General features: G+C 51.6%; 18 protein-coding genes, 3 tRNA genes, 5 pseudogenes and 1 riboswitch. Of the genes and pseudogenes, 9 read left to right on the top strand and 17 right to left on the bottom strand.

Annotated features, from left to right (window positions below; translation table 11 throughout):
• Positions 1–4: 4 nt before the first annotated feature.
• Positions 5–106, bottom strand: a riboswitch (TPP riboswitch).
• 65 nt (positions 107–171) lie between these two features.
• Positions 172–246 (top strand) — tRNA-Val (locus E6072_RS01865).
• A gap of 7 nt (positions 247–253) precedes the next feature.
• Here the strand turns inward: E6072_RS01865 and E6072_RS01860 are convergent.
• From E6072_RS01860 to E6072_RS01840, 5 genes are all read right to left on the bottom strand, one after another.
• On the bottom strand, positions 254–1,531 hold the full coding sequence (locus E6072_RS01860) for a M18 family aminopeptidase (protein ID WP_316693359.1): 1,278 nt from the start codon (positions 1,529–1,531) through the stop codon (positions 254–256).
• An 87-nt stretch (positions 1,532–1,618) separates the two neighbouring features.
• Positions 1,619–2,683 carry a DUF6308 family protein gene (locus tag E6072_RS01855; protein ID WP_316693357.1) on the bottom strand — a complete coding sequence of 355 codons (1,065 nt, stop codon included), beginning with the start codon at positions 2,681–2,683 and terminating at the stop codon, positions 1,619–1,621.
• Positions 2,684–2,936: 253 nt separating this feature from the next.
• Positions 2,937–3,521 (bottom strand): serine O-acetyltransferase, encoded by a 585-nt coding sequence (gene cysE, locus E6072_RS01850; protein WP_316693356.1) that lies wholly within the window; start codon positions 3,519–3,521, stop codon positions 2,937–2,939.
• Between the two features lie 8 nt (positions 3,522–3,529).
• Positions 3,530–4,465 carry a cysteine synthase A gene (gene cysK / locus E6072_RS01845; RefSeq protein ID WP_316693355.1) on the bottom strand — a complete coding sequence of 312 codons (936 nt, stop codon included), beginning with the start codon at positions 4,463–4,465 and terminating at the stop codon, positions 3,530–3,532.
• A gap of 394 nt (positions 4,466–4,859) precedes the next feature.
• Complete coding sequence (locus E6072_RS01840) at positions 4,860–5,489, bottom strand: YigZ family protein (protein ID WP_316693354.1); 630 nt, start codon at positions 5,487–5,489, stop codon at positions 4,860–4,862.
• A 218-nt stretch (positions 5,490–5,707) separates the two neighbouring features.
• Here E6072_RS01840 and rpmF point away from each other — a divergent pair, with 218 nt between their 5' ends.
• A complete protein-coding gene (gene rpmF / locus E6072_RS01835; protein ID WP_022863893.1) occupies positions 5,708–5,890 on the top strand; it encodes a 50S ribosomal protein L32 in 183 nt (60 codons plus the stop codon).
• A 130-nt stretch (positions 5,891–6,020) separates the two neighbouring features.
• Here rpmF and E6072_RS01830 read toward each other — a convergent pair whose 3' ends face one another.
• The 4 genes from E6072_RS01830 to E6072_RS01815 form a co-directional block, all read right to left on the bottom strand.
• Positions 6,021–6,860 carry a hypothetical protein gene (locus E6072_RS01830; RefSeq protein WP_316693352.1) on the bottom strand — a complete coding sequence of 280 codons (840 nt, stop codon included), beginning with the start codon at positions 6,858–6,860 and terminating at the stop codon, positions 6,021–6,023.
• Positions 6,857–7,666, bottom strand: a complete 810-nt coding sequence (locus tag E6072_RS01825) for an ABC transporter ATP-binding protein (RefSeq protein WP_316693351.1) — start codon at positions 7,664–7,666, stop codon at positions 6,857–6,859. The genes E6072_RS01830 and E6072_RS01825 overlap by 4 nt, the downstream gene beginning before the upstream one ends.
• Positions 7,659–8,030: a GntR family transcriptional regulator gene (locus E6072_RS01820; protein WP_316693350.1), complete on the bottom strand. Its 372-nt coding sequence runs from the start codon at positions 8,028–8,030 to the stop codon at positions 7,659–7,661. Before E6072_RS01820 ends, E6072_RS01825 begins: the two co-directional genes overlap by 8 nt.
• A gap of 398 nt (positions 8,031–8,428) precedes the next feature.
• Positions 8,429–8,505, bottom strand: a tRNA-Pro gene (locus E6072_RS01815).
• Between the two features lie 75 nt (positions 8,506–8,580).
• Here E6072_RS01815 and E6072_RS01810 point away from each other — a divergent pair.
• Positions 8,581–8,654, top strand: a tRNA-Gly gene (locus E6072_RS01810).
• 1,019 nt (positions 8,655–9,673) lie between these two features.
• Here the strand turns inward: E6072_RS01810 and E6072_RS01805 are convergent.
• Genes E6072_RS01805 through E6072_RS01790 form a run of 4 tightly spaced genes read right to left on the bottom strand, consistent with a single transcriptional unit; the run spans position 9,674 to position 11,875 of the window.
• A complete protein-coding gene (locus E6072_RS01805; RefSeq protein WP_316693348.1) occupies positions 9,674–10,507 on the bottom strand; it encodes an ABC transporter ATP-binding protein in 834 nt (277 codons plus the stop codon).
• 2 nt (positions 10,508–10,509) lie between these two features.
• Complete coding sequence (locus tag E6072_RS01800; protein ID WP_316693347.1) at positions 10,510–10,836, bottom strand: PLD nuclease N-terminal domain-containing protein; 327 nt, start codon at positions 10,834–10,836, stop codon at positions 10,510–10,512.
• Positions 10,833–11,528 carry a DUF5808 domain-containing protein gene (locus tag E6072_RS01795; protein ID WP_316693346.1) on the bottom strand — a complete coding sequence of 232 codons (696 nt, stop codon included), beginning with the start codon at positions 11,526–11,528 and terminating at the stop codon, positions 10,833–10,835. Before E6072_RS01795 ends, E6072_RS01800 begins: the two co-directional genes overlap by 4 nt.
• Positions 11,528–11,875: a PadR family transcriptional regulator gene (locus E6072_RS01790; protein WP_316693345.1), complete on the bottom strand. Its 348-nt coding sequence runs from the start codon at positions 11,873–11,875 to the stop codon at positions 11,528–11,530. Before E6072_RS01790 ends, E6072_RS01795 begins: the two co-directional genes overlap by 1 nt.
• 270 nt (positions 11,876–12,145) lie before the next feature.
• On the opposite strand from E6072_RS01790, the gene E6072_RS01785 reads away from it, so the two are divergent.
• From E6072_RS01785 to E6072_RS01775, 3 genes are read left to right on the top strand one after another with little or no spacing between them, the layout of a single operon-like run.
• The gene (locus E6072_RS01785; RefSeq protein ID WP_026420983.1) at positions 12,146–12,529 is read left to right on the top strand and encodes a GntR family transcriptional regulator; all 384 of its coding nucleotides are present in this window, start codon (positions 12,146–12,148) and stop codon (positions 12,527–12,529) included.
• Positions 12,516–13,361: an ABC transporter ATP-binding protein gene (locus E6072_RS01780; RefSeq protein ID WP_278609487.1), complete on the top strand. Its 846-nt coding sequence runs from the start codon at positions 12,516–12,518 to the stop codon at positions 13,359–13,361. The genes E6072_RS01785 and E6072_RS01780 overlap by 14 nt, the downstream gene beginning before the upstream one ends.
• A complete protein-coding gene (locus E6072_RS01775) occupies positions 13,358–13,987 on the top strand; it encodes an ABC-2 transporter permease (protein WP_278609486.1) in 630 nt (209 codons plus the stop codon). The genes E6072_RS01780 and E6072_RS01775 overlap by 4 nt, the downstream gene beginning before the upstream one ends.
• Positions 13,988–14,381: 394 nt before the next feature.
• Here the strand turns inward: E6072_RS01775 and E6072_RS01770 are convergent.
• Positions 14,382–15,011 (bottom strand): annotated as a pseudogene (locus tag E6072_RS01770) (phage portal protein); the annotation flags it as partial.
• A 93-nt stretch (positions 15,012–15,104) separates the two neighbouring features.
• Between E6072_RS01770 and E6072_RS08840 the strand changes: the two are divergent.
• Positions 15,105–15,173 (top strand): annotated as a pseudogene (locus E6072_RS08840) (zinc-ribbon domain-containing protein); the annotation flags it as partial.
• 15 nt (positions 15,174–15,188) lie between these two features.
• Positions 15,189–15,791 carry a hypothetical protein gene (locus tag E6072_RS01765; protein ID WP_278609484.1) on the top strand — a complete coding sequence of 201 codons (603 nt, stop codon included), beginning with the start codon at positions 15,189–15,191 and terminating at the stop codon, positions 15,789–15,791.
• 40 nt (positions 15,792–15,831) lie between these two features.
• On the opposite strand, the pseudogene E6072_RS01760 reads toward E6072_RS01765, so the two are convergent.
• From E6072_RS01760 to E6072_RS01750, 3 genes and pseudogenes are all read right to left on the bottom strand, one after another.
• Positions 15,832–15,942 (bottom strand): annotated as a pseudogene (locus E6072_RS01760) (terminase); the annotation flags it as partial.
• A 109-nt stretch (positions 15,943–16,051) separates the two neighbouring features.
• A complete protein-coding gene (locus tag E6072_RS01755) occupies positions 16,052–17,035 on the bottom strand; it encodes an IS1249 family transposase (protein ID WP_316693343.1) in 984 nt (327 codons plus the stop codon).
• Between the two features lie 23 nt (positions 17,036–17,058).
• Positions 17,059–18,412, bottom strand: a pseudogene (locus E6072_RS01750) (IS256 family transposase).
• 61 nt (positions 18,413–18,473) lie between these two features.
• Between E6072_RS01750 and E6072_RS01745 the strand changes: the two are divergent.
• Positions 18,474–18,673 (top strand): annotated as a pseudogene (locus E6072_RS01745) (IS3 family transposase); the annotation flags it as partial.

Here is an 18,673-nt window from a genome sequence, read left to right as displayed (position 1 = left end):
TTCGTGCACAGGTGAACCAGCTTCCTGCGCCAGCATTACCTGGATCAGGTGTAACGGTCGAAGCGTTTTGCTTCCTCTCAGCTCGAAAGCTCCCGTGCTACAAGTAGCGTACCAGAGGGGCGGAGAATTTGGATTGCGCCCTCAAAATCCGGTAACGTGGTTTGAGTTCAAGGGCCATTGGCGCAGGGGTAGCGCGCTTCCTTCACACGGAAGAGGTCACTGGTTCGAAACCAGTATGGCCCACCATTAGCAGTTATTTCTGCAGGTAAGCGCGCATTATTTTCGTCATCTCTACCTGATCACTAAGGGCACACAGTTCCCGGGCAGCATGCATCGACAAAATCGGGACTCCCACATCAATAGTGGTGATTCCTAATCGAGTAGCGGTCATCGGCGCGATAGTTGACCCGCAGGTGACTGTATTTTTCGACACAAAGCGTTGAGTGTTAACCCCGCTGCGCCCAGCTGCGTCCTCCCAAATATGCCAGCCGGCAGCATCAGTGGCATAACGCTGGGAGGCGTTGAGTTTTAGTACCGGGCCAGCTCCCATCACTGGTCGGGTATCGGGGTCGTGTTTTTCGGGGTAGTTGGGGTTTACCGAGTGGGCAACATCAGCCGATAGGCACGAGGACGCGGCCAGCATCCGTTCAAAAGCCTCCTCTTCACCGCTGGCGCGGGCACAGCGTCGCAGCACCTGTTCCAGTAGCGGTCCGGCGGCCCCAGTCTCGGTGTGAGAACCGACTTCCTCATGGTCAAAGGCGGCGCTAACTAGAATATTCTCTCCCGGATAATCCGCGTCAGCCAGGCTTAATAGTGCCTTCGTGGCGCTATAGACCGAGAGCAGATTGTCTTGACGCGCCGATGCCAAGAACTCTCCAGCAGTTCCCAGCCGCTGCGGGGCATGAGTGTCGAAAGTATAGAGCTCGTGACTAGAGATTTCCTCGGCGCTGCCCAGTCCCGCTTGCTCAGCTAGTACCTCCAAAATTTTGCGCGAGGATCCGTCTACCTGCCAGAGGGGACGCAAGTGTTGCTGGCGGTCTAATTCCAGTTTATTCGCGGATTCTCGATCCAGGTGGGGAGCTAGTTGGGGAATAGTAGCGATTGGATTGGTACGCACTTGGTGGGAGTTTCCGGTTCGGTCATAGACGATTCCGGCGATCCCGAGTTCCCGGTTTAACCAAGAGTTAGGGAGCATTCCCCCATAAACCTCTACGTTGAGCTGTCCGCAACCATCGCCGCTAAAACTATCGGGGGTGGGTTTTAGTTTGAAGGCGGGGGAGTCGGTGTGGCTACCAATAATGCGGAATCCTTTGGGGGAACCGGTAGGTACAATCCAGGCAATGAGGGCGCCTTTGCGGCGTAAAAAGTAGCGTCCGACGCCGCGTGGCCAGGGTTTAGTGGCATCTACTGGTTGAAATCCCTGGGAGCGGTATATATCGGCCAGGGTCTGCGCGGTAAAACTGGCGCAAGGAGAAGCAGTAATAAAGTCAGTTAAACCTTGGGAGTAGGTTTCCAGATCAAAACTCGTCATAGTTTCATTTTAGAGGGGAGGGTAAAAAAGTTCCTGCCCCTTAGCTGCAGCTGTTAGCTAAGGGGCAGGAAAAACTAGCTAGATTGTTTAACGCGGTAAGGAGACCGGGTCAGTGGAGATGAAACCGTCCTCTCCGTCCTCGCCGTCCTCGCCGCGCACATGGCGTCCCCGTCGGCTCCGAGCCGCGCGGGAATTCCCCAGATCTGCAGGTTCTTCCGAACCCAAGTGTCTAGGATCTGAGCCAGACTGCAGACCTTGGCGTTTCTTCTCGTTTTTTTCATCCTCTTCGCTCCACGCCTGCTGGGCTTTTTCTTCAGCCAGCTTTTGGGCTTTGCTGCGGGCATCCTGCTGTTTCGCGATTTTCTTGCGCTGCTTCTTGGTGCGCTTAGCCAGTTTTTTACGCAGTTTTTCTTCCGCTTTTTCTTGGCGGCGAGTAGCTTTCTCTTGGCGGAGCCGTTCTTTTTCGGCTGCCCGATGCGCCTGAGAATCTGCGAACACTAACGCCTGTAATAGCTGTACCTGGGAGACCCATTCGGGCAGTTCCAAAGATTCTCGCAGATAATAAAGCTGGTGAGCCAGGCGGCCACGTTCGGTTAGCAGCAAACCATGAAGATCTTGGCAAAACTGCACATAATCTGTAACTTCTCCCCAGGGGCGGCGGTCATCCTTAGTAAAGAGGGGGAGCGCCGCCGGGCGTAGCCGAGCAAGGAGCGCCGCTGCCGCCTTGGGTTTTAACACCAGCGGATCTTTCGTTAGTGCCGTCCAAATCTGTGCAAGCGGCCCGGTCTCAGTTTCTAAAACCTGATCGGCAAGATCTACTAATTGGGTGTCGGTTGGGAGCTGAGCCATTAATTCCGGTAAAGGCTCGGAAGCAAAAAGCTGATCTAAGCCTTTACTGTCCACCTCCAGATCTAGATTTGCCAGCGCTAGCAGATCGCAATCTCGCAGGTTGCAGGCGCCTTCCCAAGAGTCGGCCTCTAATTGTGGTTGCAGGGGGAAACTGGGAGGAAACTTGGAGGTTAAAGAAAATAAAGTAATCCGGGGATTGTCTCTTTGACAGTAGTAGTCAGTAAGTAAAACGCGTGCCTGTTCCCAGGTATCGGCGTCTCCGCGAGTTATTCCGGCGACTATTTCCGGAACTTTGTTAATCATTTTTCCTCCGCAAGTAGCTAGTTTCCTAAATTGTAGTCGAAGACTTAGGGAGGCGGGGCGATACGTTCACCAAGAAGAACTTTCTAATCCACTGTTAAACTGGTTACACCCGGTGTGCCTATCCTTATGCTCTAGGGGAAAACGAAGTGCGTGCCACCGGATTACCTGGCTGCGCTCTCACATGCAGACTCAAGTTTTCGGGGACGGCTCCGCAAACAACGGGCAGTTTCCCGGTTTTAGTCACCGTTAGCCCTTAGATAAACAAGGTGGGGTCAATAATCAGTTCCGCGGTCTTTTGCTGTTTGCAGCCGGGAGATACCCGCGCGGGGACTCCAATGGCGGAGCATCCGGCAGGTACGTCGCGTACCACTACCGCATTGGCGGCGATACGCGCATCCGAGCCCACGTGGATGGGGCCGAGTACTTTGGCACCGGCACCCACCATCACCCGATCTCCGAGGGTGGGGTGCCGCTTGCCTTTCGACATTGAGACCCCACCCAAGGTGACTTGGTGAAACAGTACACAATCGGTACCGATCTTGGTGGTTTCCCCGATTACTACCCCGTTGGCGTGGTCAATAAAGAGGCGGCGACCTAGGCGGGCTCCCGGGTGAATATCCACCCCGGTATAGCTGCGGGAAATTGAAGAAACTATCCTGGCCAAAAGTTTGAAATTTTTCTTAAACAACATATGAGCCAGGCGATATGCCCAAACCGCATGTACTCCCGGATAGGTTAGTGCCACCTCTAGGGCGTTGCGGGCAGCCGGATCCGAGTTAATAGCTGCTGCTAGGTCTTCTTTGCACAGTTGGATTAAAGTCGGTTCCGGCTTCGCCATTTTCGCTCCTAGTCCATGAAATCTTTAAACAGCGGGGTAGTTAGGTAACGCTCGCCAGTATCGGGCAGCAAAGCTACGATACGTTTACCTTTCATATCAGGGCTTTGCGCTAAACGCAATGCTCCTGCCAAAGCGGAACCAGCAGAAATTCCTACCAGCAGCCCTTCTTTAGCGGCAGCTTTGCGTGCCATGGCGATGGCGTCCTCAGTTTCAACCGTAAGTACTTTAGTCAGCACTTTAGAATCCAAAATATCCGGCACAAAGTTTGCCCCGATACCTTGAATCCCGTGTGCCCCAGCCTTACCGGTAGTTAGCAGGGCGGACTCTTCCGGTTCAATCCCGAAGACTTTGATATCAGGATTTAGCTCCTTCAGGCGTCTGCCTACTCCGGTGACGGTGCCGCCAGTTCCGATCCCGGCAACGAAAACGTCAACCTGACCGTCGGTATCTGCCCAGATTTCTTCGGCGGTGTTTTCATAGTGAGTCTGGGGGTTTGCAGGGTTAGTGAATTGGGAAGCCAAAATGGCGCCTTCGCGTTCAGCTACCACTTTTTGTGCGGCATCTACGGTGCCTTGCATTCCCTTCGCCGCCGGGGTTAGTACTAACTCGGCTCCAAAAGCACGCATGAGGGCGCGGCGCTCTTTGGACATAGATTCGGGCATAGTGATTACCACTTTGTAGCCGCGGGCAGCTCCTACCATCGCTAGCGCCACCCCGGTATTTCCAGAGGTAGATTCCACAATAGTGCCGCCAGGCTTTAGTTTTCCGGAGGCTTCCGCGGCGTTTATCATCGCCAGAGCTACCCGGTCTTTAACCGAAGATGCAGGGTTGAAAGATTCAACTTTAGCTACCACTTCGCCGTCAAAATCGGTTGGCAGTAGATGATTGATTTTTACTAGGGGAGTGCGGCCTACTAATTCAGTTACGTCTTTTGCGATATTCATGCTTTTCCTTAAAAAATTTGCGGTGACAAACTGGAGATATCCAGTTATAAAAGTTAGAAATCGGGGCAGAAAAATACTTTGTTGCCCCGAGGGACAGCCCGCGCCTTAGCGGTCGGCGAGATGCCCCTAGATACATAGACGACAGCGAGAGGGGGCAAGGAACAACATTTGCCTCTCCAATCTGTCGTGAAAACTTGGTTACTTCAAGTTCTAACATCTTAACTTTTAGGGGTGCAACTTTTATGCGCTCAGTAAAATTTGGGGATAACTGCTGGCCGCCAGGGCGCTCCTACAGGGTGCAAACAGTCGCAGGCATATGCCCGCTACTGGCGGTAATATCCGGTCTAACCGAGGTGGCGTCAATATCTAATAACCCCGCTCGGCAGGGCGAGGATTATTCTCGCACTTCGCGAGTAATATCGGACGCGGTCTCTATGCTGATTTCCCGCCCGCTGATGCTGGATAAGTAGCTTTCGATCTGCGATTGGGTAGTTTCTAGCGGGGCAGAAAAACGCAAGGTGGCATCCTGGGCAAAGTCGCGCGCCAGGATCTGGTAACCGCTTTGGGTAAGTTTTGCCTCGACTTTTCCGGCTTCGCTGATCGGTAGCTGCAGCTGGTAGGAAGGTTGGGTAACTAATCGCACGGTTTGGGCGTCCTCCAGCACTTGCTGTACCGCCCCGGAATAGGCGCGCACTAACCCGCCCGTACCAAGTTTGGTACCCCCAAAATAACGGGTAACTACGCAGGTTACATTGGTTAAGTTCGATTCGGTTAATACCTTTAGCATCGGGTTGCCAGCAGTTCCGGCCGGCTCCCCATCATCGCTACTGCGGGCAGTATCGGGTCCAGTATCTTGGTGAATGATAAAAGCGGTGCAGTGGTGGCGGGCATCGGGAAATTCGCGGCGAATCTGGGCGATAAACTCGCGGGCAGCCTCCTCGCAGTCGGTGCGCGCGCAGGAAGCGATAAAACGGGAGCGCTTAATCTCGATTTCGCTGCGGGCAGGGGCATAGATAGTGCGCATAGCTTGATCCTATCTATTAGTTAGCTGGGGGAGGGGGATCATTTAGGTTTAGGGCGAGGGCGTCCTCAGAAATGAAAAAGGGTAGTTTTCTGTTTTTCCCGCGCGATACAAAGAGTGCTCGCGGTGCAAATCACATGGTTGAAACTGGAAACTTAGCGCTATAAATGGCACAGTTGTAGAGGTTATTTTTCTATTTGCAATAGTTAGAGGAGTCCGTGATGGCAGTACCAAAGCGCAAAATGTCTCGTGCGAATACCCGCACTCGGCGGTCTGCTTGGAAAGCCAAGGCACCCCAGCTTACTTCGGTCAAGGGCAATGATGGACGTTCCTATGTGGCACCTCGTCACCTGGCCAAAGCGGTAAAGCTGGGGCTGTACAGCCCGGCAGACGATTTCGAGTAAAGCTCGAAGTTAAGAAAAAGCCCCTAGCAGTTTCCTGCTAGGGGCTTTCGTTTAGGGTTTTTTCTTTTTATGCTTCCCGAATGAAGGATCCGTCGGAGGATACCGAGGGTTCCTGTGTCATTCACTTTCCTTAGCGCAGGGAAGTACCTTTCTTTAGGAAGACACTTGTGAGATAACCTGCGACCACCGTGAGCACGCCGGTGCCGAGCAGCCACCAGATTGAAATCGACGGGGGTTTCACAGGATTAGACTCACTGGGGTCAATCGGTCCAAATATAGTGAAGAGAATTCCATCCCAATCCAGAGAAATAAAGGGGGCGTCGGGGGCGAAAAATACCAGCTGCCCAGGGAGAAGCATCAGCAGGAAGCTAATAATTTGCATTCCCACATAGACCAGCACTGCTACTAATATCGGGCCGCCAACTTTTCCGAAACGATCCAGGAAAGGTCGCCGGTTTCCGGCGGTAACTATGAACTGGCAGAAGAAAACACTGGAAATCGAAGATAGTAGCATGGCCATCATAATCAGAAAAGCTACTTGCCAGGTCTGAACGGTTGTAAAGAAGTATGTCAGAGTATTGCCAGAGGCATCTTGAAAAAACAAGGCTGTGACCAATAAAAACCCTCCGCAAAAAACCACTAGCGTGCAAAGGCAGAGAGCTAAGAGGTTAAAAAGGCTTTTTGCCCAAAATAGCTCGGTAGGCCTTGCCGGGATCGACATGGTGAAATACCCAGTTTTGCCGTACATGGAACGGTAATAGTGAACTAAAAGGATTATCGAATAAACCAGGTAAGCGGCTAGCATTCCTAAGAATGCCAATAAGAATATGGTAGACCCTACGGCTACGGAGCCACGTAAAATTGAGACGGCTATCGCGCTCAAGATTGCGGTCAGCAAGGTCAAACCAATGGTGATTCCTAGTGGTTTACGTAGCGCCAGGAAATCGTGTTTCATTATTTTAGTAATCATCGGTACATCCCCCTAAAGAGTCCGTCCAGACTGGTTTGATAGGTGCTGCGGAGCTGGTCAGCATCTCCGGTTAAAAATACTTGTCCCGCCGACATGAATACGGCGGTAGAAACCACGGGTTCCACATCGTTAATCAAGTGGGTCGATAGCAGCATTACTGCCTGGGGATTGAAACGGGAAATAACGGCTCGCAAGATTACGTCCCGCGCCGCCGGATCCACCCCGCTAATGGGCTCATCAAGCAAATAAACTCGCGCATTCCGCGACATTATCAAGGCTACTTGTAGTTTTTCACGCATCCCCTTGGACATGGCAGATAGTTTTCTGTCAGCTGGGAGGCGGAAAAAATCTATCATTTCGTAGGCTTTCGCCGAATCGAAATCGGTGAAGAAGTCCCGGTATTGGCCGATTGCTGAACGCGGAGTGAGATTATCTGCCAGCAGTGAACTATCGGGTAAGTAGGAGGTAAAAGCTTTGGTTTCCGCTCCCGGGGTTTTCCCGAAAAGCCGAACCTCGCCCTCGTAATCCTGCATTACCCCAGCCAAGATTTTCATCAGGGTGGTTTTTCCGCACCCGTTTGGCCCCATCAGGCCGACTATGCCCCCGCTAGGTAAAGTTAGGTTGGCGTTAACTAGTCCGATCTGAGAGCCGTAGAACTTCGATACTCCTTTTATTTCAATAGCGGGAGCAGACGTCTGCGCTTGAGTAGGCTCGCTTGTAGGGGGTGTCCTAGTGAATTGTTCGGGGTTTGCGCCGGGGCTAGAAGCCGGAGGCGTTGGGAACTGGTTAAACTGATTTTCAGTCATGAGATTTTCCCTTCTTCCATTGTTTTTCTACTAAGTCAAGTGTCTGGGGTAGGGTAGCGCCAGCTTTTTTCATGGTGGCGGCATACTGGTCGGTGTGCTCTAGGAATATTTTTTGGCGAGTCAGCCAGATCTTGTCCTGGTCTTGGGTTACGAACCGTCCGGCGGTGCGCTCTGATACTGCCAGTCCTTCGCGTTCTAACTCCGATAGGGCGCGTTGCACCGTATTCGGGTTGGCGCCAACCATTTGCGCGAGGTCGCGCACGCTAGGGATTTTGCTTCCCGGCGGCCAGCTTCCAGAAGTGATGCGGCGAGAAAACTCGTCGCGCAGCTGACTCCATATAGGAATCGCTGAGTTTAGCTCCATGGGTTCCTCCTTTCGATTGCTGTATTAGTGTAGTAATACAGTAACTCTGTTGGGGAGGCTGTGTCAAACGCTTAATACAGATTTCTTTCGTGGTTTTGAGGTGGCGGGCAGCATAGTCACTCTACCTGGAGTGCAAGCGGGGGTATTGGTTTTTCCTCCTGCCCAAAGCTCGACAAATACTTACGTATTTCCCGAACTTTATGCCCACCGCGCCTACTCGGATAAAACCAATGCCCCCGCTGTTGGGTAGCTACTCGCCTGTCTGTGTTGCGGTAGTGGAATCTAAAATGGGAGGAAAAACCTCTTTCCCGTGCGTCCTGGCAGATCAGGTAGCTAAAGTTCAGGATAGAAAGAGAAAAATCCGCGGCCTATGCGGACATATGTCGCGGGACATCACATGGTCGGGGCGACAGGATTTGAACCTGCGACTCCCTGCTCCCAAAGCAGGTGCGCTACCAAGCTGCGCCACGCCCCGTTGGTTTTTTGTTTCAACCTCTAATAGGTTACACTGTTTTTCGCGGCTTCCGTTAACTCGAAGCGAAAGTCAGTTGCGAGTGTAGCTCAATGGTAGAGCCCCAGCCTTCCAAGCTGGTCATGCGGGTTCGATTCCCGTCACTCGCTCCACTTAGACGTCGGATTTGATAAGTACCCTTTTGCGTTAGCGAGTATCGCTTAGGGGGGTGTGAAAAATCGCTTGCGTTAGCGGGTTTGGGTTTTGCGTTACCCAGTATCGTGTTTTCCCTGTTCGAATAGGGTTTTGGGGTTTAACTCGCTAACGGATGGCAGGTGGCGTTCGCTGTAGTGCTTGCGATGGTGGTTCTATTTCTATTTTTAATTGGAGCTATTTGCGTCGCCCATGCTTGGCTCTTAGTCAAGTTCTACTCTGTTGTATATGTAAGTGGCAGTGAAAAGTAGCGCAATGATTAGCAGTAGGCTGCTGGTGATTGGCCAGATCCAAGGTGCCTCGAGTGTGTCTTGAGCGAGGTTGTTTATTATGGGGGCGAGGCCAAGGGGAGTTTTGTCGCCCTCCTGGATAAATATCGCTGACATCGTTATTAGTAGGTAGGCTCCGAATCCGGCTGCAAGGGGTATGCCGATGCCTGGTTTAACAGTGGCTGCGGCAGTCTGTATTACGTGAATGAGAATGATTTGTAGCGCCCATACCAAACTAGCCAATATGATCGGGGCGGGATTGGCGCCTGGGAATAACAGTGATGTTCCTGCCCAGGCTAGGGTAGCGCTGAAGACGGCAAGGAATAGGGTAGATAGCCAGCTGCAGATAGCAAAGCTGATGAGGTAGTGTGATCGCTGCACGCTACCAGGGAAGATAAAAGGAATGTCACCATTGCCGGTAAGCACACTGCAACGAAAAGAGTTCATTGCAACGAGGATTACGGTAAGAATTTGGGTAAGGTTCTTTATCCATCCCGCGTAGGCTTGCTGCCAGGAAGGTTCAGGTAGCGACTCTATTAGCGTGGTTACTTCTGATCCGGCAAGAAATCTGATGATTCGCGGCGTGTATTGGGTAAACAATCCTTGGGTGAGAGCAAGGATAACGAATAGCCCACCTATAATCCATGTCCCATAGGAGCGTAGGAGCCAGACAGCTTGATAGTGCCAGATCAATCTGAAACTCGAGGTATTCACGATTTTTTACCGCCGTCCTTAGTTAGTTTGGTGAAAAGTTCATCTAAGCCGGTAAAGGTGGGGTGAATCTTTGCGGCAGAATCGAGGCTATAGATAGCCTCCGCCACGGCGCTGGCAACGTCTGAACGCACCGTGACATCAAGGGTAACGTGTTTAGTTTGCTGATTGACTAGCTCGCCTAACTGTCCTTGAGCTAGCAGGCTACCGCGATGCAAGATCCCCACGTGGGTAGAGACTTTAGCAACATCGCTGAGGATGTGGGAGGAAAATACTATCGTTACCTGCCCGGTTAACTCGCGTAGTAGCCCCAGAACATCTGCTCGCCCGATCGGGTCAAGAGCGCTGGTTGGTTCGTCTATCAGTAGTAGTTTCGGGGCAGTAACGAGTGCTGCTGCTATTCCCATCCGTTGCTTCATGCCTCTAGAAAAGGAGCCGATTCTTCCGGGGGCTTTGTCGAGGTTAACCAGATTGAGTAGTTCGTCGCTTCTTTCGGCTGCAAGGTCTGGAGAGATTCCACCAAGGCGGGCGAGAGTGATGAGCGCATCCTTGGCTCTAAGCCAGGGGCTAATCTGGGGGACATCAGTCAGGTAAGACACGCCAGGGATCGGTTTGACCGGAAGTTTGCCTCGACTAACTCCCAGCACGGTGGCGCTGCCACTACTGGCTCCGGCCAGTCCTGCAAGGATCCTCATGGTAGTGGTTTTGCCAGCCCCGTTAGCTCCCACAAACCCATAACAGGAGCCGGTAGGAACTCGAATGTTTATGTTGTTTAGTACTTGGTGCTTACCGAAGGTTTTGGACAAATCTTTAGTACAGACTGCTAAATCCATGTTCATTCCTTCGGATACAGCTTGCTTACCACTGAATTCGCATCAACCTGGTGATGCTTGGCTGTAGCCTTCTGTTCATATCCACGCTGCACCTTAAGCTGTCTTTGTTCGTGAAAGTACATAACCAAAAAGACGATTGGCCCAATCAGTTGGCCAAAGAGGATAACCAAGAGCCACACTAGGCGATTTAAACCGGCAATGTGAGTTCGCTTATCGCGCAGCAAGCAAATCAAAGACCAGACCACCGCTATCAGTTGCACTCCTATAAGGATGCAAACTCCTATTAATGCTGGGGTCGGCAGATCCAACAGTTTATCTATAGGGTTCATTGCTTGTCTCCTGAATTATGTAGCCGGGTTTTTACCCTGGCTAACGCGGTTTTTACATAAGCGAGTTGGCAAGCTCCAGCAACGAGGGGCCATAAAGCAACAATGGGCACCATCGACCGGCGGGTCATTTTCCGCTTGTCGCCAGCCCGGAGCATTGCTGCAAGCCAGGCTATGGACATGGCTTCAATGCCCAGCAGATCAGCCTGATTAGCCAAATGCACGGCATCTTCGGATTCTGGGTCATCGCGTCGGAAGACCTGTGGCGCTAGTGCTGCAACGGTCGTTAAAACCACTGGAGCTAGCGCAGCCTGCTTGCCGGTAATAAATCTTTGGGACCCTCCGCGTATTGAGCGCTGGAGGAGAACCTGCCCCTTGCGACTAACGAGTACCGCCAAGAACGCAACCCCAATCCCACCGGCAATAGTGGTGAGCTTAATGCCTCGCTTTAGATGTGTGGGGACATAGCTGGCCAAGTCCGGTAGAGAATCATCGGGTCGAATTAGCCCTAAACGCACACCAACAGCACCCAGATTAATGTCCCAACCCAGTCCGTATTTTCGAGGAATGAACAAGCGCGGATTCTCTGGTTCAAAACCATCCAACGCAGCATCGGAGCGCCCTAACCACAGCCCGGAGACAGGCATCCCCAAAACTCGCGCCTGCCCTTCTGCGTCCTTACCGAACCACTTCATTACCGTATTCCTTTCTGCGTTGTTCGCTTCACAGCACAATCAAGCGCCTCCCACTCGCCGCGCATCTGCAATAAGCGATTCTTCCCAGATTTTGCGAGCTTATAAATCTTCCTCGGTGGTCCTACCGGAGACTCCTGCCAAGCTGTAACTACCAACCCTGATTTACGTAGCCGCGCGAGCAGTGGATATAACGTACCTGTCGAAATCTCCAATCCCGCTTCTTCGCGAAAACGCTCTACAAGCTGCCCCCCGTAAGAAGGACGAGACGAAAGCAATCCAAGGACAACCAGTTCAACCGCGCCCTTGCGTAACTGGGACTCAGACACAACCCCTCCTTGCTTAACCATGTTCCTTGCATAACATACTACCGCGTGTCTAAAAGTCTAGCAACTACTTTTTCGCTAGGACGTCAGGTCGGATAAGTACCCTTTTGCGTTAGCGAGTATCGCTTAGGGGGGTGTGAAAAATCGCTTGCGCTAGCGAGTGTTATGGCTTACTTATTTTTCTTCTATTTGGCCTGTTGAGCGTTATAGCTTTCGAAATGTTTCTCTGAATGTGGGCTGTTCTACCTAATTAATCCTAGTGTTCATGTACACTATGAACACTAGGAGGTGTTCGTGGATATCATTGTTAGTAATGCAAGTTCTGATCCGATTTACGCTCAGATTAAGAATCAACTCAAGGCGGCAATAATCAACGATCAGGTAGCGCCCGGCGACAAGCTGCCGTCGATCCGGCGTTTGGCATCACAGCTTCGCGTGTCGGTGATTACTACCAAGCGCGCCTATGACGAGCTAGAGCTAGAGGGTTTCATTGATTCCGTACAGGGGCGAGGTAGCTTTGTTGCTTCTAAAAACACTGAATTGCTTAAGGAAGAGCAGCGTAAAAAAGTCGAAGACTATTTGAAATCCGCCCTCGCCTCGGCTCGGGTTGCTGGCTTGTCTGTTTCTGATCTGAAAGAGCTGATTGATTTATTAGGAGGATCCGATGAATGTGATTGAAATCAACGGACTAGTGAAAAAGTATCCGGGATTCACGCTCGGCCCGCTTAACCTTGAAGTTCCCCAGGGGGCGATTGTGGGTTTCGTGGGCGAGAACGGTGCCGGTAAATCCACTACGCTGCGTTTGATTTTAGGTCTTGCTCACCCCGATGCTGGGATAATAAACCTTTTGGGGCAGCCTGCAGGTGCAGATCACCCACGAGCGCATGAGCGAGTGGGGGTAGTATTTGACGATATTAGCCTGCCAGATAGTTTTACTGTTAAGAATGCTGGCGAGTTCGGCAAGCGCCTGTACAAGAGTTGGGATGCGCAAACATACGTTAGTTATCAGCAGCGTTTTCGTCTTGCTTCGTCTAAGCGAGTTGGTGAACTCTCTAGAGGTATGCGGATGAAGCTGGGGTTAGCGATGGCTCTTTCCCATGCAGCGGATTTGCTGATTTTTGATGAGGCTACCAGTGGTTTGGATCCGGTGATTCGTGATGAGGTGCTTGATATTATGCTCGAATTCATCGAGGATCCGACTCATTCGATTCTGTTTTCGTCTCATATCGTTTCCGATATTGAAAAAGCCGCTGACTACGTGGCTTTCATCCGTGAGGGCAAGTTGAAGTCCATGAAACAAAAAGATGAGCTCTTAGATTCTTGGCGAATCGTAGCGTTGAGCAATGAGCAGGCAAACCAGCTTGATTCCACGCAAGTGTTGGGGCGTCGCCGTCATGATTTTGGTCAAGAAGTAATCGTCCGCACCGGGGCAGTTCCTGCTGGTGTGCAAGCTGGTAGACCGACGATTGAGGACATCATGGTCTACACGATTAAAGGAGAAGATCGGTGAGAGCTGCATTTTATAAAGACCTTATTGCCAATCGTACATATATAGCTGTTTTAGGTTTGGTGCTCGTTTCGATCAGCGCTGTGGGGATTTATGCAAACCAGTTGATTATCTTTCCGTTTATTTTTGGCATGATTGGGATGCTTTATTTTACGGCCACCTTTGCTCGTGATGCTGAATCCAAGGTGCACCGAACGATTCTTGCCGGACCTATCAGTAGAAACGAGCTCGTTAATTTAAATTTTCTGATTACACTCGCTCTTGGGGTAGTGGCTTTCGCGGTTACAGGTGTTCTTGCCTATTTAATGGTTGATATGTCTTGGAAAAATACTGTTTTGGTGGCCAGTTTCGCCTTTGCGGTCACTGTGCTGTTGACCATTATTCAGCTACCGCTGTTTTACAAATTTGGTCCAGAAAAAGCCAAGCTTTTTCTGGTCGCCGTATTCATCGTGGTATTCGCCGGATCATCCTTTGTTGGTTCCAACAAACAAGCAATCTTCGAATGGGTAGCAAAAGCCTTAACCCTACCCCCACTCACAAACGCAGGAATACTGCTGACCGTGACGATCGTACTGACCGCAGCATCCCTATGGATAAGTCGAAAGATCATGGCAGGTAAAGAATTCTAAGTTATTAGAGCCCGATTTTGCATCCAATGTTAGCGCCCTGCGTTCTTTTCAAAGCCCCACCGTTATTTCTTTCCCGGTTCTAAAGATGAACCGGATCTGGTTTGCGCCAATGATGGCATGGTCTATCGAGGCCTTCCATCTGCCGGTCTGGAAATATTCGATGGGAGTGCCAGCCAGCTGGGATTGATTGGCGGGTAATCCAACGTTTTAACATTCGCGCCTAGATGCCCGTAGATTGCTTTTGATATCCTGATTTTAATCGTTCAGCCCGCCTCGACTCCGGTCGGGAGTGGGCTGGATCTCTTTCTAATGCTGCTTAAGGGTAGGCGTATTGACCAAGCAGGTGAAACCAGCCGCGACTATTGATTAGTGTAAATTTTGGGTATTAACCCAAAAATGAAGCACCGTAATCTTCCGTGGCCTGCGCGAGCCCGATAGCATTTTTTGCCATCGCGATCGGGGAATAACCAACCAACCCATCAAAACCAAGACCTGGAACATGAAGCACATCGTTAGGGGTAAGCCGGATCGTCTTGTACTCTCCTGCGGGTTCGTCCCAGCTAGTTTGGTACTCGTAATACAAAGCCTTGCTGTCCAGATCCCTGCCTACGCTCATCCGATTCGGTTGCAGCGGATACAGCCCGATCACTTCGCCGAGCCCGTTACGCACTACCTGAGCAAACGCGTTCCCCCACAACAACAGGTGCGTCATGAGGGTTTCTCGGAAAAAGAAGCTCGTCATCTCCGGGTTCGGCTCATCATGAAGAAGCCGATACAACGGATGATCCAGCGCCTTCACCTTCGCCTCATCAGGACTCTGCTGGTAGACGTGCAAAGGCAAACCCGCGATCGCCTCGGCCAGAATGCGCACGCAACTGTAAACGGCAGTCATCTGCATCGCAGAGCGTTCCGTCACTGACCGCCCAGACGACGTAGCCCCGAAAAAGAAGCTATAAACAGAGCCGATGGCGTGATCAGTAGCGGTGCGAGTGGCATGGCTACGCAGCCAGTCGAAGAATCTCATTTTCATATCTCTGTTCAGCTCCTTATAAGGTAAAATTCAGTTCGTTACTTTGACCAAGAACTTCAGGGGTCGCTCTTGCCAGGAAGAAGTTGAATGCGGTGTGATTGCGGGAGGCCAGTTCAACCTGGCGATAGTTTTTGTCCAAAGTGCGGGTCTGCCTTAGAGCCCCAGGCAAACATGACAAGCAGCATTGGCGGACACAATTACGGGAGCCAATATCAAGCAGGTCGGGATATCTATGTATCATCCAGTGATACTCCAGCCAAGGAGGTTGCAACTTACGATGCTGTCCCCAAATGGCGCAGCCCATTTACGCAGGCAATCCTGACCTGGATCGGATTCTTCACCGGCATCGCGAGCCTGTTACCCCTCAGCACGATTCTCTCTCCGGTCATCCATCTTCTACGCTCTGGCTCCTCCGATGCTCCTAATACGACAAAGAGCATCATCGCAATAGCGGCGTTCAGTGTTCTCCTTGTTGTAGCGAGTGCCGCATTCGGATTGCGAAGAATAACCAAGCAACAATTAAGGGTGCCCCTAATCCCAGGCTGGGCATTAAATGGTCGCGGTCATCGGATCACTCTCGAACGCATCAAGGGCAATAATTGCCCCAAATGCAACGGAAAATTGAGGTACTACAATAAGGCAACCAAATGGAGAAACATCCCAATATCGGGTGGCGGTACCAGAAAGGAAGTCACCGAGCGGACTCCCGTACTGGAATGTAGGCGCAACTCCGAACATTGGTGGAAAGTAGACCCAGCGGAGGAACAGGTGTAGAAGTCTACTCAGTTTTCCACTTGTTAGTACGAAAGTTAGATCACAGCACGAGTAGTCCGCGCTCGTCATAAACGCTGCCGTTCACGTGGTCGGTGCCGTTTCGGATGGCGCGGTCGAGTGCCATGATGGTTGCGACGACCCCGTCGATCTTGGGTTAATACCCAGATGTGTGTATGGTCTCGGCGTGTCGTGGCTTGTTTTATCGTCTGTTCCGGGCTAGGTAACATTTTGTGTGTTTTTTCTGGGCGTGTTGGGGTGGTTTAGTGTCCTGCCCGACCTTTGCGGATGTGTAGGGATCCGTCTTGATAGGCGGGGTTGTAGTCGATGGCGTTGTCGTATTGGGGTGGGCCGGTCGGGTTTGGTTGCGTTCGGCCCGGCTTTTCTTTATCTAGGTGTTTGCGCTGGTTGGTGAGATATTTTATAGGGTTGATGGGATCTATGGATTTTTGGTTTGACCCCCATTCGATCGCTGTTTTCATGTGGGGTTCGGATAGGCCGCGATGTGCGTTAAGTAGGCGACGGATCGCGGCGTTGACGCCGCCTTCAAGGCTGCTGGTAGTGCGCTGAATGTCAAGCCCGGTGAATTTTGGGTTGAGCCAGGTAAATAGGTAACCGGATCGGGCTAGGCGTTCTAAGCGTTTATAGGCTTTTCGGACTCGCTGGTGTGTCCACCACCATTTCCTTGTTCCTGGTTCAAGACTATAGGTTTTCTCGTTAATGTAATCGCGATATACCTGATGCCAGTCTTGTAACAGGCTAAGCCACTTTCCGGCGTCTTCGGGTGTTTTGACCCTCGTTAACTGGTTGGTAAGGGCTAGTAGCGTCTTGCCAGCCTCGCTTTGTGGGTTGCGGGTTAGATCAGTGATGGTGTTAGCCCGAATGTGGAAAAGACAGCGCTGGATGCGGCTTTGTGGCCAGCAGATTTTTAAGGCTTTGGCGATTCCCGCCCCGCCATCGGTTACCACTACCGTCGGGGCCGGTAGCCGGTTCATTAATGCCTGGTAGGCGGGCGCGTTTTCTCTTTGACACCATTGCCAGTCAATGACCTGTTTGCCGTTGGTAGCGGTGATTAGGCACCAGTTATAGGGAAGGTAGATCCCGTCAAGAAGGATCTGGTCATATATCTCGCCGGTAACTTGTGGCTTAGGTACTCGAGCCTTCCAACACCAAGCCGTTTTATTGGCAAAAGAGGTTTTGCCTACCCCGAGTTGGCTAACCGAATAGCCTTCTAGCGGGCTTGTCAAGTTTTTTGTGTAAACGGTTTTTATTAAATAGTGGTTGGGAATCGGTCTGGGTAGTGTAGGGCTAGTTCGCCAAGTACTTTCTGCCATCCTTGGATTGGTAGTCCTTCGATTAGTTTGCCTGGTGCTTTTCGGGGGTTGCCTTTGGGTAGGCCGGTTTCTTTAGCTCGTTGCCTGGCTCGTTTGTCTTCGATATTTGTTATCGCTAGCCACATGAGTTTGACAGCGGCTGCATCGGAGGGGAAATGGCCTTTGGTTTTGATGATTTTACGTAGCTGGTAATTCAGTGACTCGATACTGTTGGTGGTGTAGATTGCATTACGGGTAGCCGGGCCGAAAGCAAGGAACGGGATGAACCTGTCCCAGGCTCGCTGCCAAGCCGCTAGTGTGGCCGGATATTTTTGGCCCCACTGGCTTTTCTCGAAGGCATCCAGCGCCTCCAGTGCGCTGTCTTCGTTAACCGTTGTGTAGATAGGCCTTAGAGCCGCCGCGACGGCTTTGCGGTCTTGGTAGGCCACGAATCGCATTGGGGACCGTATTAGGTGAACCACACAGGTTTGCACGATCGCCCCTGGCCAAGTCGCCGCGATAGCCTCGGGGAAACCACTTAGCCCGTCGCAGGCGACTATTAACACATCTTTGACGCCACGGTTGGCCAGTTCAGCGCACACACCAGCCCAAAATTTAGCGCCCTCGGCTGCTTGCACCCAAATGCCAAGCACGTGCTTTATGCCATCAAGATCCACGCCGATAGCGATATGAGGCCCGGGAAGTGACCCTGTTTTGATCTTTAATTTTAACTTGGATCGCATCTAGAAACATGACCGGATAAAACGCCTCTAACGGGCGGGTCTGCCAAGCAGCCACCTCGTCTTGGACAGCTTCGGTGATATTCGAGATCGTCTCGTGAGAAATCTGGGTGCCGAAAGTGGCCTCCAGGTGATGACCAATTTCCCGGACCGTCATGCCACCGGCATACAAAGAAATAATCATGTCATCAAGACCCGCCAAGCGCCGCTGACCCGGCGGCAACAGACACGATTTGAAGCTGCCAGCCCGATCCCTTGGCTGATCAATCTTAACCGGACCAACCTCGGTATGAACCGTTTTAGCCATGGTGCCATTACGCGAATTACCGCTACCATACCCGACCCGATCATACTTGTCGTAACCCAGATGATCCCTCAGCTCAGCCTTCATACCGCGTTCAAGAACAGCTTTAATCAACTCCGGCAAAAACCCGCCTTCACCAGTCAACTCCACGCCACGCTCACCAGAACACGCCACCAAGCGATCAAGTAAATCATCATCAATAAACTCACGGCGCAACGCGCCAGCAGCAGAATCCTCAGCAGGAACATCAATCATAGACATAGTCATAGTAAATCCTCATTTCATTACTGAACCGACCATTTACACAAACTATTTGACACCCTCACCGCTGGAGGCACTCGGGCAAGTCATCCAGGCAGCGAAAGAAACTCTCGTGAATCTTACGCATCACTGCGATCATGGCTCGCAGTACACGAGTATTGCCTATAACGAGAAACTGGCTGATTACGGGATCAGGTCCTCCACGGGGAGGGTGGGTGATTCCTACGATAACGCGCTAGCCGAGGCTATCAACGGCCTATACAAGGC

Source organism: Varibaculum cambriense (assembly GCF_032557235.1).
Classification (GTDB): Bacteria; Actinomycetota; Actinomycetes; order Actinomycetales; family Actinomycetaceae; genus Varibaculum; species Varibaculum cambriense_C.
This window is presented reverse-complemented; position numbering and strand designations above follow the sequence as displayed.